Origin of the sequence: Macrococcus lamae, assembly GCF_004359545.1 — a bacterium.
Classification (GTDB): domain Bacteria; phylum Bacillota; class Bacilli; order Staphylococcales; family Staphylococcaceae; genus Macrococcus; species Macrococcus lamae.
On sequence record NZ_SCWB01000018.1, the window covers coordinates 1 to 15705 of the forward strand.

General features: G+C 38.0%; 16 protein-coding genes. 13 read left to right on the plus strand and 3 right to left on the minus strand.

The window, feature by feature from the left end; genetic code table 11:
* The first annotated feature begins 225 nt into the window (after positions 1-225).
* From ERX29_RS09600 to ERX29_RS09615, 4 genes are all read left to right on the plus strand, one after another.
* A complete protein-coding gene (locus ERX29_RS09600) occupies positions 226-462 on the plus strand; it encodes a DUF896 domain-containing protein (RefSeq protein ID WP_133444489.1) in 237 nt (78 codons plus the stop codon).
* A gap of 61 nt (positions 463-523) precedes the next feature.
* Positions 524-2512 (plus strand): transketolase, encoded by a 1989-nt coding sequence (gene tkt, locus ERX29_RS09605; protein WP_133444463.1) that lies wholly within the window; start codon positions 524-526, stop codon positions 2510-2512.
* Positions 2513-2618: 106 nt separating this feature from the next.
* The gene (locus ERX29_RS09610; RefSeq protein ID WP_133444464.1) at positions 2619-3929 is read left to right on the plus strand and encodes a CitMHS family transporter; all 1311 of its coding nucleotides are present in this window, start codon (positions 2619-2621) and stop codon (positions 3927-3929) included.
* 64 nt (positions 3930-3993) lie between these two features.
* Positions 3994-4224, plus strand: coding sequence for a YneF family protein (locus tag ERX29_RS09615; RefSeq protein ID WP_133444465.1), 231 nt, complete (start codon positions 3994-3996; stop codon positions 4222-4224).
* A 26-nt stretch (positions 4225-4250) separates the two neighbouring features.
* Here ERX29_RS09615 and ERX29_RS09620 read toward each other — a convergent pair whose 3' ends face one another.
* On the minus strand, positions 4251-4949 hold the full coding sequence (locus tag ERX29_RS09620) for a hypothetical protein (RefSeq protein WP_133444466.1): 699 nt from the start codon (positions 4947-4949) through the stop codon (positions 4251-4253).
* Positions 4950-5106: 157 nt separating this feature from the next.
* Here ERX29_RS09620 and ERX29_RS09625 point away from each other — a divergent pair, with 157 nt between their 5' ends.
* Entirely contained in the window at positions 5107-5790 is a 684-nt protein-coding gene (locus ERX29_RS09625; protein WP_133444490.1) for a cytochrome c biogenesis CcdA family protein, read from the plus strand.
* 1 nt (position 5791) lies between these two features.
* Complete coding sequence (locus ERX29_RS09630) at positions 5792-6271, plus strand: CcdC family protein (protein WP_133444467.1); 480 nt, start codon at positions 5792-5794, stop codon at positions 6269-6271.
* Between the two features lie 14 nt (positions 6272-6285).
* Here ERX29_RS09630 and ERX29_RS09635 read toward each other — a convergent pair whose 3' ends face one another.
* Positions 6286-6783, minus strand: coding sequence for a DUF2621 family protein (locus ERX29_RS09635; protein ID WP_133444468.1), 498 nt, complete (start codon positions 6781-6783; stop codon positions 6286-6288).
* 93 nt (positions 6784-6876) lie between these two features.
* Between ERX29_RS09635 and ERX29_RS09640 the strand changes: the two genes are divergently transcribed.
* The 5 genes from ERX29_RS09640 to ERX29_RS09660 all read left to right on the plus strand — a co-directional run bounded on the left by ERX29_RS09640 (position 6877) and on the right by ERX29_RS09660 (position 12142).
* A complete protein-coding gene (locus ERX29_RS09640; RefSeq protein WP_133444469.1) occupies positions 6877-7077 on the plus strand; it encodes a DUF1659 domain-containing protein in 201 nt (66 codons plus the stop codon).
* A 30-nt stretch (positions 7078-7107) separates the two neighbouring features.
* Positions 7108-7323: a DUF2922 domain-containing protein gene (locus ERX29_RS09645; protein WP_133444470.1), complete on the plus strand. Its 216-nt coding sequence runs from the start codon at positions 7108-7110 to the stop codon at positions 7321-7323.
* 103 nt (positions 7324-7426) lie between these two features.
* Positions 7427-8539 (plus strand): exonuclease SbcCD subunit D, encoded by a 1113-nt coding sequence (locus ERX29_RS09650; RefSeq protein WP_165981127.1) that lies wholly within the window; start codon positions 7427-7429, stop codon positions 8537-8539.
* Positions 8526-11441 carry an AAA family ATPase gene (locus ERX29_RS09655; protein ID WP_165981128.1) on the plus strand — a complete coding sequence of 972 codons (2916 nt, stop codon included), beginning with the start codon at positions 8526-8528 and terminating at the stop codon, positions 11439-11441. The genes ERX29_RS09650 and ERX29_RS09655 overlap by 14 nt, the downstream gene beginning before the upstream one ends.
* A gap of 89 nt (positions 11442-11530) precedes the next feature.
* Positions 11531-12142, plus strand: coding sequence for an SCO family protein (locus tag ERX29_RS09660; protein ID WP_133444473.1), 612 nt, complete (start codon positions 11531-11533; stop codon positions 12140-12142).
* A gap of 46 nt (positions 12143-12188) precedes the next feature.
* Here the strand turns inward: ERX29_RS09660 and mscL are convergent, their stop codons facing one another.
* Positions 12189-12554, minus strand: a complete 366-nt coding sequence (gene mscL, locus ERX29_RS09665; protein WP_133444474.1) for a large conductance mechanosensitive channel protein MscL — start codon at positions 12552-12554, stop codon at positions 12189-12191.
* Between the two features lie 183 nt (positions 12555-12737).
* On the opposite strand from mscL, the gene ERX29_RS09670 reads away from it, so the two are divergent.
* Positions 12738-14279 carry a glycine betaine uptake BCCT transporter gene (locus tag ERX29_RS09670; protein ID WP_133444475.1) on the plus strand — a complete coding sequence of 514 codons (1542 nt, stop codon included), beginning with the start codon at positions 12738-12740 and terminating at the stop codon, positions 14277-14279.
* An 82-nt stretch (positions 14280-14361) separates the two neighbouring features.
* Positions 14362-15693, plus strand: coding sequence for a TrkH family potassium uptake protein (locus ERX29_RS09675; protein WP_279433916.1), 1332 nt, complete (start codon positions 14362-14364; stop codon positions 15691-15693).
* Positions 15694-15705 lie beyond the last annotated feature (12 nt).

Below are 15705 nucleotides of genomic sequence, written 5' to 3' on the forward strand. Positions count from 1 at the left end.
GGCGTACTTCCTAGTTCCAGACCAGGAAGTAGCCAGCAATAACTACGCCTGTAAATCGATATTTTTTATTTTTCGAAAAAAAAGAAAAGACAAACCCATTTTCAAAATGAGTTTGTCTACAGTCTGAAACCTGCTGATTTCAGCAGGTTTTTTTATTTGAATACTATATACAAGTTGGATTAAAAATGTTTTTTTGCTATCTTTATTATGAAAGGGATGATATATATGCTTGAGCAGCAAAAAATGGACCGTATCAATGAACTTGCAAAAAAGAAAAAAACAGAAGGTTTAACTGAAGAAGAGGGACGAGAGCAAAGTAGATTGCGAGCGGAATACCTTCAAAGTTTTAGAAACAGCTTTAAGAAAACGATTGAGAATACAAAGGTAATTGATCCGGAAGGAACAGATGTTACTCCTGAAAAGATCAAGGAAATACAGCGTCAGAACAATATACGAGATTGATTGACACTGATAAGTTATACTAATAAAGAATCAATACATTTATTTAAAAGGAGATTTTATCATGTTTAATGACAAAGATCAGTTAGCTGTAGATACGCTTCGCGCATTAAGTATTGACCAGATTGAACAGGCGAACTCAGGTCACCCTGGATTACCTATGGGAGCTGCTCCAATGGCTTACACGCTATGGACGCGTCACTTAAGATTTAATCCTAGCTCTAAATATTTCTTCGACCGAGACCGTTTTGTATTGTCAGCCGGTCATGGTTCAGCATTACTTTATTCTTTACTGCACGTTTCAGGTGCGCTTGAACTGGAAGAACTTAAAAACTTCCGTCAATGGGAATCAAAAACACCTGGCCACCCGGAATTCAATCATACAGATGGAATCGATATTACGACAGGTCCGCTTGGTCAAGGTTTTGCGATGAGTGTTGGTATGGCTATGGCTGAAAAACACTTAGCTGCAACTTATAATACTGAAGACTCCGGAATTATTGACCATTTTACTTATGTATTAGTGTCAGATGGTGATTTAATGGAAGGAATCTCACATGAAGCTGCTTCACTTGCGGGTCATTTGAAGTTAAACAAATTAATCGCTCTTTACGATTCAAATGATATTTCATTGGATGGTGACCTTGACAAAGCGTTCTCTGAAGATGTTAAAGGACGTTTTGAAGCATATGGATGGCAGCATATCCTTGTCAAAGATGGCAATGACATGAATGCCATCAATGAAGCTATCGAAGCAGCAAAACAATCTGATGCTCCAACAATGATTGAAGTTAAAACAGTGATTGGATACGGTGCACCTAATAAACAAGGTACAAACGGTGTTCATGGTGCGCCGCTTGGAGCTGATGAACGTAAACTGGCGTTCGAGCAATATGGTTTGGATCCCAAGCTTAAATTCCATGTCCCTGAAGAAGTATATGAAATTTTTCAGACAACAATGCTCAAACGTGGAAATGAAAAAGAAGCGGCATGGAATCAGCAGCTTCAAGACTATAAAAAGAACAATCCGGAATTGGGCGAGAGACTACAGGCAGCCATTGATAATCGTCTAAGTGAAGATTATGCAGCAGATTTACCGAAGTATGAGGTAGGAAGCAAAGGGGCAACACGTGCAACTTCTGGAGAAATGATCCAGGCGCTGTCCCAATCAGTACCTCAATTATTCGGCGGTTCAGCAGATTTAGCCTCATCTAACAAGTCAAATGTAAAAAAAGCTGCCGATTTCTCCGCGGAAACACCTGAAGGGCGTAATATCTGGTTCGGTGTCCGTGAATTTGCGATGGGAGCTATGATTAATGGCATGGCCGCACATGGTGGTGTTAAACCATATGGTGCAACATTCTTTGTCTTCAGCGACTACTTAAAACCGGCATTAAGACTAGCAGCTTTAATGGGTGTTCCTTCAACATATGTCTTCACACATGACTCAATCGCTGTCGGTGAAGATGGACCAACGCATGAGCCGGTCGAGCAGCTTGCAGGACTACGTGCGATGCCTTACTTGAATTTATTCCGTCCAGCAGATGGCAATGAAACACGAGTTGCATGGAAAGTCGCTATGGAGTCTAAAAAAGATCCTACTGCTTTAGTCCTTACAAGACAAGATTTACCGGCACTTGATGTAAGCGAAGAAGTTTTGGAAGAAGGAGTTCGTCGTGGTGGTTATGTCGTCTATCAGTCAGAATCACCTGAAATACTGCTTATCGCAACAGGATCCGAAGTATCACTTGCTGTTGAAGCAGGAAAACTGCTTGAAGCGCAAGGAAAAGGTGTTCAGATTGTTTCTCTTCCGAATCTCAACTTGTTTGATCAGCAGGACAAATCTTACCGTGAAAAAGTACTTCCAAAGTCTATTAAAAAACGAGTAGCAATTGAAATGGGAGCGACAGATGGCTGGTATAAATATGTTGGTCTGGATGGTCTGGTCATCGGTATCGACCGCTTCGGTGCGAGTGCTCCTGGTGAAGTAGTGATGGAGAAATACGGCTTCACTAAAGAAAATGTTGTTAAACTTGTTCTTGAAATGGAATAAATAAGAGCTGTGAAGTTAAAATTAAAACTTAAATGAATTTTCAGAAAAAAGGATTGCCTTCTTATCTCAACAGTTCTAAACTTGAGATAAGGGGGTATTTTTTATTATGAATTTAGCATTACTTGGTTTTATAATGATTATAGTTTTTATGACATTGATTATGACTAAAAAAATGTCAGCGTTAGTTGCACTCATTCTTGTACCGACAGTCTTTGCTGTCATTGGTGGCTTTTATAATGGCATCGGCGACCATATGCTGGAAGGGCTGAAACAGGTTGCACCAACAGGAATTATGTTGATTTTTGCAATACTATATTTTGGTATCATGATTGACACCGGATTATTTGATCCTGTCATTAATCTGATTATTAAAGCAGTCAAAGGTGATCCACTTAAAATTACGATCGGTACGGTACTTCTTGCCAGTCTAGTTGCTCTAGACGGCGATGGCACGACGACTTTCATTATTACTGTGACAGCGATGCTGCCGTTATACAGAAAAGTAAAAATGAATCCATACATACTAGCAACACTTGCACTTCTGTCAATTGGAGTGATGAACATGACGCCTTGGGGAGGGCCAACAGCACGTGCTATCTCGGCGTTGCAGACAACGACTGAAGAAGTTTTCACACCCATCATTCCAGTGATGGCTGCCGGCATATTATTTGCGCTTGGTGCCGCTTACTACTTCGGATTAAAAGAACGAAAAAGAGTAGGCATAGTCGATCATTTGACAATGTCACTTGATGATATGCATCAGCATCCTGATGGTAAGTCGCAGGATGAGATTGAATTATTAAGACCTAAACTCGTATGGTTCAACGCATTGCTGACCCTATTATTACTCTACGCTTTAATCACTGAGCTATTACCAATACCAGTATTGTTTATGTGCGGTTTTGCAATAGCGGTTCTTGTTAATTATCCTAATATTTCTCTGCAATCTGACAGAGTTAAAGCTCATGCACCAAACGTTCTTGCAGTAGTGAGCCTTGTTTTTGCATCAGGAATTTTTACTGGTGTTATGAACGGCACAAAAATGGTTGACGCTATGGCAGATGCGCTTGTCAATATTATTCCTGCAAGTATGGGAGATCATTTTGCACTCATTACTGCATTACTCAGTATGCCATTTACTTATTTTATGGCGAACGATCCATATTACTATGGTATTTTGCCTATACTGGCAGAATCAGCAGCAAAATTTGATATCTCAAAAGCGGAAATGGCAAGAGCTTCAATTCTCGGTCAACCAGCCCATGTTCTTAGTCCATTATATGCAGCAGGCTATCTGCTCGTCGGGATGCTCGGCATTGACTATGGTGAGAACCAGAAATTCGCATTGAAATGGGCCATTGGTTCATCACTGTTTATGATTCTAGCGGCCATATTGTTCGGCGTTATTCCTTTTTAATAAAAGTTGAAAATCATGCAATTATTTAGTACACTTTTAAAGGAATGAGAAAGTGGGTGAAATAATGGAGACCTGGATATGGATTTTATTAATTATATTAGCAGCAGTGGCAGGTGCAGCGCTTGGGTTTTATCTGGCACGTAAATATATGATGGATTACTTGAAAAAGAACCCGCCAATCAATGAAGATATGTTACGAATGATGATGATGCAGATGGGTCAAAAACCATCTCAGAAAAAAATCAATCAAATGATGACGATGATGAATAAAAATATGAATCAGAACGTCAAATAAAAAAAGGATGCTGCTGCATCCTTTTTTTATTCATCTAATGGGTCGACATAGTCGGCAATAGGAGATTCTGTCATTGGTGTTTCTGTCACTGGAGCTTCTGTCGATGGAACTTCAGTAGTCGGTCTTTCTGTCATCGGTCTTTCTGTCATTGGTAATTCTGTTGTTGCTGGTTCTGGAGTTTCTGTCTTCTCTGTATTAGATACCGGAGGATTGCTTGGTTGAACTGGCTGCGTTTGTACTGGTGTACTTTCCGCAGTATTCTGATCACTATTAACAGGTGCTGTTTGACTCATAGTTTGACCATTATTTGACAGCGTGGGTTGCTTCGTGTCATTGGTGCTACGTTTTGAGTTACTGCGAGCTTTTGTAGATGAAGATGACTTTGATGTGGTGTGTTTCTTAACGCTTTTGGTACTATCTGTATTCGACGATATTTCATCTTCTGATTGATTATCAGCCGTTTTCTTATCAGAGATCGTCGCAGCAGCTGTTTGTTCTTTTGTGTCTTTATTTCTTTTAGCACGTTCTTTTGCTGCTTTTATTTTTGCGAGCGCCTCTTTAGAAGACTTTGTGGCTTTCTTCTCTTTTTCAGTCACTTTAGGTTTATGCGTTTCCTTTTTAAATGCTGATTTAGCATGATTAATCTCTGCTTCAGACCGTTTATTTTCAGCACAGCCACTTAATATGAAAAGACAAATCAGAAACAATAATAATGTTTTTTTCATTTAAGGACCTCCTTTATCAATAATATATCATGGTTTTGTCAAATTGAATATATAGCACTATAGATCACCCGCAACCTTTACTGTCACTAATTTTTCAAAAAATACTGCTTTTTTTAAGAGTAGGTTTGGTAAAATGATTTGGAATGGAGTGATGATTATGGGTGATGTCACCATGGCTCTGGCATTTGGTGCTGGAATACTTAGTTTTATTTCACCTTGTGTGCTGCCGATTTATCCTGCGTTTCTATCGTATATAACGGGTATATCGTTCGATGATCTTAAAGAAGGCCAAATAAACAAAAAGGCTTTACTACATACTGTTCTTTTTCTGATTGGCTTCTCGCTTGTCTATATTTCATTTGGGATCGGTATAGGATTTGTCAGTGATTTTCTTAATCAGTATGATGATACGATTCGTATGATTGGTGGATTACTGATGATGATATTTGGACTGATGACACTTGGTATATTTACACCTAAATTTTTAATGGCTGATAGGAAGTTGAATTTTAAGCATAAACCTGGGGGATACTTGGGATCACTAATTATAGGGGTTGCTTTTGCTGCAGGATGGACGCCGTGTATGGGACCGATAATAGGAACAATTATATCACTTGCACTGACGAATCAGTCACTTGCACTGTTCTATATGGTTCTGTATGTCCTTGGTTTTTGTATTCCATTTTTACTGCTGACGTTTTTTTTGACCAAGCTGAAATTCATCAGAAAATATAGTCAACTGCTGATGAAAGCTGGTGGAATCATCATGGTTATCATGGGGATTTTGCTGTTTTTTGATTTGCTGACAGAAATCACGAGATTATTTAGTTGGGGGATTTAAGATGTATGTTATTCTTTCAATGATAGTAGCACTATGTATGGGAATGATTGTCATCGTTGTTCGAATGAAGGCTCAGAAATATCCGACCAACGCTAAAAAAATCATTTTACCGCCATTTTTCATGGCAACAGGAGCACTAATGTATGTGGTTCCATATTTCAGACTGACGGGAATGGAAATACTTGAAGCAGTTCTTGTTGGAATGTTTTTCTCATTGTTTTTAATTTTTACGTCAAACTTTCAAGTTCTTGACGGACAGATTTATATGAAACGTTCAAAGTTATTTCCGGTTATCTTAATTTCATTGCTGGTTATACGTTCAGTACTCAAGTTTTATTTAAGCAGTACTATACATCCGGGAGAATTAGCCGGCATGTTCTTTCTACTTGCTTTCAGCATGATAGTTCCGTGGCGAATTGCTATGTATATCAAGTACAGGAAACTTAATGAATCAATTAATAAAAGTGCATTTCTCCATTAAGGAGAGCTGCACTTTTATTTCTGTATTTCTTTGGCGATAAGTTCCGAATGATCAAATATTGAAAATTTATTCTTCTCGTCATCTGCATATTTAAAGTATTCGTTATACGGTGTGTAATCAATGCCAAGCTGCGTCAGCTTTTTCTTCATAAATCCATGGTCACGTTTCGGTGTAGCTATAATATAGCCCCGCATTATATGATCAAGCTGTATTTTTTCGGCGCCTTCGTCAAGAGCAATCTTAGAAATTCTCCCTGCAATTCTTTCTTTTGCCACATCTCTGAACAATTCAGGTACAGGTGTGACGAGTTCGTTCAGAAGTGATTTGCTGTCGTCATGCCATAAAGGGAGTGCTTTATGAATATAATAGTCTTGCCAGTCCAGTTCACTTCTGCCGTCTTCTTTCGGCATTCTTTTTAGAAACTTACGGAACATAAAAAACCCACCGATTGCCAGCAGTCCTAAAAAAATGACAGTCCAGACAAAGATTAATGTAATAAAAATATCATTCAACGTATTCACCTCATGCTCATTATAGAAAAAAATAACTGATGTGTCTATTCCGGTTTCTTCATTCGATATATAGAGCGTAAAGGAGGTGATCATATGTTGAAAGAAGTCGTTCTAAGTCTTATCTACATTTCTGATGTATCTGAAAGTGGAAAAGAAACACGCAAATCCCGTCGATTTAGTCAAGTCAGAATGGATCTGACTGAACCGCAGGCAAACAGCTTTAAGGACTTGATTAGTATTTTAACAGGAGAAGACTATGTGGCTGCTGAAAAAATCGAAACAAAAACCGTGTAATAGAAAAAAATTCATTGAGGAGGTGAAATCATGAAAACTTTACAGATGATTTTTGCGACTGACTTTGGCAAAAGCTATCAGTTCAACATCGCGAGCCCAAAAGAGCAGTTGACAGCTGAAGAAGTTCAAAGTGTAATGGAGTCATTAGTCACTGGTAATTATTTAGAGACACCTAATGGACGTCCAGCTTCTTTGAAAGAAGCAAAAATAGTAGAACGTATTGAAACGCCGCTGTTCAAACTTTAATAATTCCTGCTTTCCAATATATATTATTTATCTGAAGGCATGTCTGATTCGTCGGATGTGTCTTTTTGTGTATAATTTAATCGAGGTGATAACTTTGAAAGTCATGCACATTGGTGATTTACATATTGGCAGAACAATTAATCAGCATAGTTTGCTGGATGACCAGGAATATCTACTAAAAAAGTTAGTCAATAAAATTGATGAACTAAATATTGAGCTGCTGATTATTGCGGGAGATATTTATGACCGTTCTCTACCTTCAAAAGAATCAGTACTGCTCTTTGAAACATTTGTGAAGATGGTCAATATTGAACGAAAAATTCCTATACTTGCGGTCAGTGGCAACCATGATGGTGCTGAGAGATTAGGATATGGTAAATCTTGGTTTAAAACACATGATTTCTATATCAGTACTGAAATTGAAGATAGTTTTCAACCGATTACATATGAATCGGTAGACTTTTATCTTATTCCATACATTGAACCGGTAGAAGCTCGCTTTTATTTTAATGACGATATGATTACAACACACGCTTCTGCTTACGAAGCTATTATCAGTAAAATTGAAGAGAAGATGGACCGGACGAAGTTCAATATTGTTGTCAGTCATTTATTCATTCAAGGTGGTAATGAAAGTGATTCTGAGCGACCTTTAACTTTAGGTGCTGTTGAACATGTACCTCAAAGTTTATTTAACATGTTTGATTATGTGGCATTAGGACATCTTCATCATCCATTTGCTATTCAGTCGGAAAATGTCAGCTACAGCGGCAGTCTGATGAAATATTCATTCTCTGAAGTGAATCAGCCGAAAGGTTTCAGAATGTTAGAGATTTATGGTGAAATAAAGAACAGTTTTATTCCACTTGCTCCACTGAGAGATATGGCAGTCATAGAAGGTTCATTTCAAGATGTTTACGATGAAGCGTACGCCTCATCTTTTCAGCATGATTATATGAGGATGGTTCTTACTGATATGCGTCACATTAATGATCCTATGACAAAACTAAAGCAGCTCTATCCGAATTTACTGGAACTTCGACATGCAGATGATTTGAAAGCCGAGGAGACATCAGCTGTCACTATAGTTGAGCAGGGCGATATAGAAATTATGAACTTATTCTCAACTGAATTAACAGGAGAAATGCTATCAGCTGAACAGCTTAAAACTGTTGCGAGACTACATAAAGGAGATGAAGACATTGCGACCGATTAAGCTTGAGCTTAAAAACTTCGGACCTTTTATCAGTGAAACCATTGACTTTAGACAGCTTGAAGATAACCAGCTCTTTCTGATCAGCGGGAGAACGGGTTCCGGAAAAACGATGCTGTTTGATGCGATGACTTATGCTTTATACGGAGAAGCATCAACTGCAGCAAGAGATGAAGGAGCGCTGCGCAGTCATTTCTCACAAGATAGCGAGCCGACTTATGTCTGTTTTCAGTTTGCTTTGGATAACCGAGTTTATGAGGTGACGCGTTATCTTCCTTATATTAAGCCGGGAAATAAGACTAAAACATTGCCGAAGCTGGAAGTATTGGAGTTAATAGGAGCGGATCACAAGCTGATTGCTAAAAGCGTTAAAGACGGTAATCAGAAAATCAAGGAATTGATGAAAATCGATGCCAATCAGTTCAGACAAATACTCATTTTACCCCAGGGTGAGTTTAAGAAGTTTTTAATAGCTAACAGCAATGATAAGCAAAAAGTATTAAGAACTCTTTTCGATACTACTCGGTTTAAACATCTTGAATTACAGCTCATTGAGGAGACTAAAGAACTCCAGCAGCAGGTTCAGCATTCGGAACAGGAACAAGATGTACTGCTGAGCCAATTCAAGTCAGAGCGTGAACTGAACGGACCCGTTGCCAGTCAAATAGAGGAACGTCGAAAAGAAATAGCTGATCAGCAACTAGCTGTTGAAACAATGGAACAGGAAGTGAAAGTTCATTACACAAAGATTCAGCAGGCAGAAGAAGAATTGAATGCTGCGAAATCATTAAATAATGCACTAGAAGAAGAGCAGTCTTTAACACTGAAACTGAAAGCACATCAGAAAGAGAATACTATTTTTCAGCAAAAAGAACATCAGTTAAAAGTAATGCGTGTAATGGAACAACTTTTTGAAGTGCAGCAGTCATTGGTTGAGCAGAAGAGAAAATTGGACCATGTAATGCAGGAAGCTTCCACCACAGAACAGTCTGTAAAAGAAATACAGCTTGAAGTGACGGAAATATCGAGGTCAATTAAAACTTTAAATGAAAAAAAACAATCTATTGAGCAATTAAAACAGCTTCTCAAAGACAGACAGACCTTCTTTATCAATGAGCACGATTATCGTACGCTGGACATTGAGATTAGAAATGAAGAAAATCGGTACCAGGACTATCGCGATCAGTACGATATGCTGACATCAGAACTCAAACAACAGACGTATCATTATCATGAATTAACTGAAACTATGCGACAAAGAACAGAAAGTTTGCAGCATTATAAAGAACAGCAGACTTATCTTGCCGTTTTGCTGAAAGATGCTGAACAGAGTAACAAAGATTACGAAATGAAGCTTTCAGTCAAACGAGAGTTGGATGATATTACGAAACAACAGATAGAACTGTACAACTCTTATGACTGTCATGATTATGCCAGACAATTAATAAGTCAAAACTTAGGCAGCGGTGATTACTGTCCGATATGTCACCATTCTATAGAAGGTGACATCAAAATCGATCACTCGGTCGTTAATCTACATGAACAAGTGACTAAGTTAAAAGAACGGCAGATCATCCTGGAAACTAAGCTTGAAATGTTGGATAAGACAGAAGCGGTGGAAGCATCAGATATATTGTTTCAGTACAAACAGCTCGAGCAGACAATTTCAAAATCGACAGCGGAACAAGAAGTTATACAAAGCCAAATTGAAGAAGTAACCTTCCAACTGGATGACATCCAGAATAAACAGATGCAATGTCATAATCAATTGACTGCAGTCAGCTTCCAACTAGAAGAGAGAAAGAGAAAAAAACAGCACTTTACTGAAGTGACGGGCTTTTCTGACTATGATGAATACTGGAATGATTACAGCTCCTGTAGCAAAAAGGTAGCGGACTATGAACAGGCATTAGCTGAAAATCAGATGAAATTGAGCCGGTCAGAACAGCAGCTTGAGTATAACACCCAGTTGTTAAGTCGTATAAACAATGAACGGGACGAGCGGAGAAACAACCTTCAGCAGACTCAGCTTAAATATAAGACCATAATGACTAAGCATCACTTGAAAGAAGAAGAGCTGCCCGAGACATTTGATGAAGCTATTATTCAGGAACTTGAAGACTGGCTGAATCATTACAGAGAGCAGGAGCAAGTGATGATGATAAAACTCGATGATTTAAAAATTTTAATCGGTGATAACCAATCAGTTGACCTTGAACCGCTTCAATATCAACACAAACAGTTGTCGACTGTATTTAAAGACCACGAAGAAAAACTGATGAAAATTCGTTATCAGCTAGATCATAATAATCAATTGCTGGATCAATTAACGGTGGTACAGGAAGACTATAAAAAAATGGTAGGAAAGCATGAAGAGATTATGACTCTTGCTCAGTTATTTGGTGGTAAAAATAATCAGAAACTGACGCTCGAGAACTTTGTACTCACTTATTATTTAGAACAGACGTTGAAGCTGTCTAATACAAGACTGAGTCAGATGACTAATTATCGTTATCAATTTCAGCGGAAAACACAAGTAGCTCAAGGATATAGTGGTCTAGAGATCGAGGTATTTGACAATTATAGTAATAAAGTCCGTGATATATCAACACTGTCAGGGGGTGAGACATTCCTTGCTTCTCTATCACTTGCCCTTGGACTAAGTGATTACGTCACACAGCTTGCCGGAGGGATCAATCTAGACTCTGTATTCATAGATGAAGGATTTGGGACATTAGACAGTGAAACATTGGAGACCGCCATAGAATCATTAGTAGAACTTGAGAGAAGCGGTAAAATGGTTGGCCTGATTTCTCATGTGGCGGAATTAAAGAATAGAATTCCTGCTATATTGAATGTTGAAAGCAGCGGTTATATTAGTAAAGTAAAATTTATCATTAAGTAAATGTAATAGATTAGTCAAATATTTATGATAAAGCTTGTTTATCATAACCTGTTGATTTGATATATTTAAATCATAAACAGGAGGAAACTATGAAAAAATATATCGTTTTTACCTTATTGATGTTATTGCTTACTGCATGCGGTCGCTCATCTATAGAGCCGACAAGCAGTTATGGGAATACTGTTGGACAGTTCGAGGCTATGGACGAAGAGGGGCAGCCATTTAGTAATAAAGATATGGCGGGAAAAGTCTGGATTGCTGATTTTATGTTTACCAACTGCAAAACAGTCTGTCAGCCCATGACTTATAATATGAGTACAGTTGTTGACGAGCTTGAAAAGCAGAATATAAAAAATTACGGTATAGTCAGTTTCAGTGTTGACCCAAAGCGAGATAAACCTGAAGTGATGAAAGCCTATGTCAAAAAATATGGCTCTGACACATCGCATTGGAAGTTACTTACAAATTATGACGAAAAATTTATCAGACAGTTTGCTGAGGAAAGTTTTAAGACCATCGTTGTCCCACCGACTAAAAACAATGACCAGGCCACACATGGCACATCTTTCTATTTGATTGATCAGAATGGAACAGTGATAAAAGATTATATTGGTAAAGATACAGGGGATCAGAAATTTCCTAAAGATGAAATTGTTAAAGATGTAAAGACGATGATTGAAAAAGGACCGTATAAAAAATAAGTCAAAAAAACATCCTATCAGAAATGACAGGATGTTTTTTGACTTATTAAATGTTTTTGTTACGTAATAAATCACGGATTTCAGTTAATAATGCTGTGTTTTCTTCAACAGTTTCTTCTTTAGGTTGAGCTTTAGTTAATTTATTGATCAACTTAACGAATAAGAAAATAGCTGCTGCAACGATTAAGAAGTCGATGATTGACTGAATGAAGACACCATATTTAACACCTTTATAAGCCCATTGAGAAGCAAAATCTGTATTGCCGAATATTAACGCGATAAGCGGCATGATGATGCTTTCTACCAAAGCTGTTACGATTTTACTGAACGCGGCACCGATAACAACTGCGACTGCTAGTTCAAGAACGTTACCTTTCATAGCGAAATCTTTAAATTCTTGCCATAATGACATGTATAGTCACCTCCTGATAAACTTAGCTTACAATAAATTCAGCCGTTAGAAAAGGTTTTTTTGAACATTTTTCACTTTTTTTAAGAAAATTCATAATGAAATGATAAATAGGGTGCGTTTGATAATGACTTTGATCTACGTTATAGTTATAAGTGTTTTTAAAAAATTTGAAAGGAGTATTTGATGAATAATCAAAAGAAAGTTACGAATGTATTTTATATCTCGCTTGTCCTTGTGCTGCTGACGGTATTTGCCGGAGCCGTATTTCCTAAAGGATTTGAGGATCTTACCGGGAATATTAATTCGTTCATTACTGAAAAGTTTGGCTGGTATTATGTGATTTTATCAACTGTTATGGTGGCATTCTGTCTATTCTTAATTTTAAGTCCTATCGGTAAGCTGAAACTTGGTAAGCCCTCTGACAAGCCGGAATTCAGCACATTATCGTGGTTCGCCATGCTGTTTAGTGCAGGAATGGGTATCGGACTTGTATTCTGGGGAGCCGCAGAGCCATTGAGTCATTACATATCGCCGCCTACAGCACAACCTGAAACAGATCAGTCCTTCAAAGAAGCGATGCGTTCTACATTCTTTCACTGGGGTTTCCATGCCTGGGCAATATATGGTGTAGTAGCACTTGCACTTGCCTATTTTCAGTTCAGAAAAGGTGAACCTGGACTGTTGTCGCGAACGTTAAGACCCATATTTGGTAATAAAGTTGAAGGCTGGTTCGGAACTATCATTGATGTACTTGCAGTATTTGCAACAGTTGTAGGGGTTGCAGTATCTCTCGGGATGGGTGCTCAGCAGATCAATGGTGGATTGCATTATCTTTTCAATGTACCAAATACATTCTTGGTTAAAGTGATTATAGTAATAATAGTTACCATATTGTTCTTGATTAGCGCATGGAGCGGATTATCGAAAGGAATCCAGATTTTAAGCAACGCTAATATTGTGATTGCTGCATTATTACTGTTCAGTGTCTTATTATTAGGACCAACAGTTCTTATTATGAATATGTTTTCTACTTCAATTGGAAATTTACTGCAGAATTTCCTTTACCTTAGCTTTGATGTATCGCCATTAAATGATCAGAAAAAGGACTGGATGGCTTCATGGACTTTATACTACTGGGGCTGGTGGATGAGCTGGAGTCCGTTCGTCGGTATTTTCATCGCCCGTGTTTCAAAAGGACGTACTATTCGTGAATTTCTGATTGGTGTTCTGATTGTTCCAGCGGTTCTCAGCTTCTTCTGGTTCAGCGTCTTTGGAACAACAGCGATTGAAACATTCAAAAAAGTACCTGGTATAGGTGAATTGGCTGTCGAACTTCAGCTGTTTGCAGTATTCAAGGAAATGCCGATAGGTTTCGGACTGTCATTAATTGCACTTGCATTAATAGCGACATTCTTTATTACATCTGCTGACTCTGCTACTTTCGTGCTTGGCATGCAGTCGACTCACGGCTCGTTGAACCCTTCCAACTCTATTAAAGTCATCTGGGGTCTTGCTCAGTCGTTGATCGCACTTGTCCTAATTTATGCAGGTGGATTAAATGCATTGCAGAGCGCAGCGATTATTGTCGCTTTCCCTTTCTCGTTCGTTCTTATTATGATGATGATTTCATTGTATAAAGACGGCAATAAGGAACGGATGAGGCTCGGTTTAACATTAAAGCCGGACAAGCGTTTCAGAAAAAATACTGAATCTCAGAAAAAGTAATGTAAAAGCTGTAGTTCTGTAAAGGACTGCGGCTTTTTATATTGCTTTTTTAAATGTTTGGTGAAACAATATATTAGATTAGATGGGAGGAGTCACAATAAAAAGAAGAAAATCAAATCCATATCTTGTTATTTTGTCTTCATTCCTAGGATTTTTAATAATGGGATCTGTACTGCTATATTCACCGCCTTCTCAATTAAAACCCACATCTTTTATTGACTGTTTATTTATTGCCACAAGTGCATTCACAGTCACCGGTCTTTCTCCAGTAGATATTACGGAGCATTTCAACTATTTTGGATTGACGATCCTGCTGATTCTTGTACAGGCTGGAGGGCTTGGATTAGTAACGCTTGCTATGGTTGTCTTTATTATGATTGGCAAGAAAGTGGGACTTAAAAACCGCTTTTTAATATCTGAAGCATTGAATCAAGGGAGCATCGGAGGTGTACTGAGACTTGTCAGATTTTTATTTTTCGTCAGTCTTGCTATTGAGTTGTTAGGAACGACCTTTCTTGCTATGGAATGGATTCCACGGTTTGGTATCATTAATGGCTTATATCGAAGTTTCTTTACTGCTGTAAGTGCATTTAATAACGCGGGATTTGCTTTGGATAGTAACAATTTAATAAATTATCAGTCAAATCCTGTCATCAATTTTGTAATTACAACTCTAATTATTGTAGGAGGACTCGGATTTACTGTTCTTATTGACTGCTATAAGAAAAATTCATTTCAAAAGTTGCGAGTTCATACAAAGATCATGCTTGTCGGTACGCTGCTAATTAATATTAGCGCGACCATGGTCATCTATCTCCTTGAGATGAATAACTATAAGACTCTTGGTGGGCACATATGGTATGAGAAGTTACAGATGGCTTATTTTCAGGCAATTACGACTAGAACTGCTGGTTTTAACACAATCGATATTAGTGATATGAATACTGATTCTATACTTGTTATGATGCTGCTGATGTTTATAGGAGGAGGCTCAACTTCTACGGCCGGTGGTATTAAGCTGACAACAGCAGCTGTTATTTTATTTGGGACATTAAGTTTTATTAAACAGCATGAGCAGATTAATATTTACAAGCGTGCTATAGACTTTAAATTTTTACTGCGCAGTTTCGCTATTGTCGTTCTAAGTTCAGCAATGATTTTTTCAGTCACATTTCTACTTGTGCTGCTAGAACCTAACTTACCTTTTTTACAACTTTTTTTTGAAGTGGTTTCGGCCTTTGGCACTGTCGGATTGACGATGGGAATAACAGATGACTTGTCAGCGATTGGTAAACTGCTGATAATAATAATGATGATAATAGGTAAAATAGGAGTGCTTACTATTGTCTTCACATTCTCAAGACCGAAAAAGCAAGCTTATCACTTTCCTAAAGAGGATATATTAACTGGTTAAAGATACAGTTCA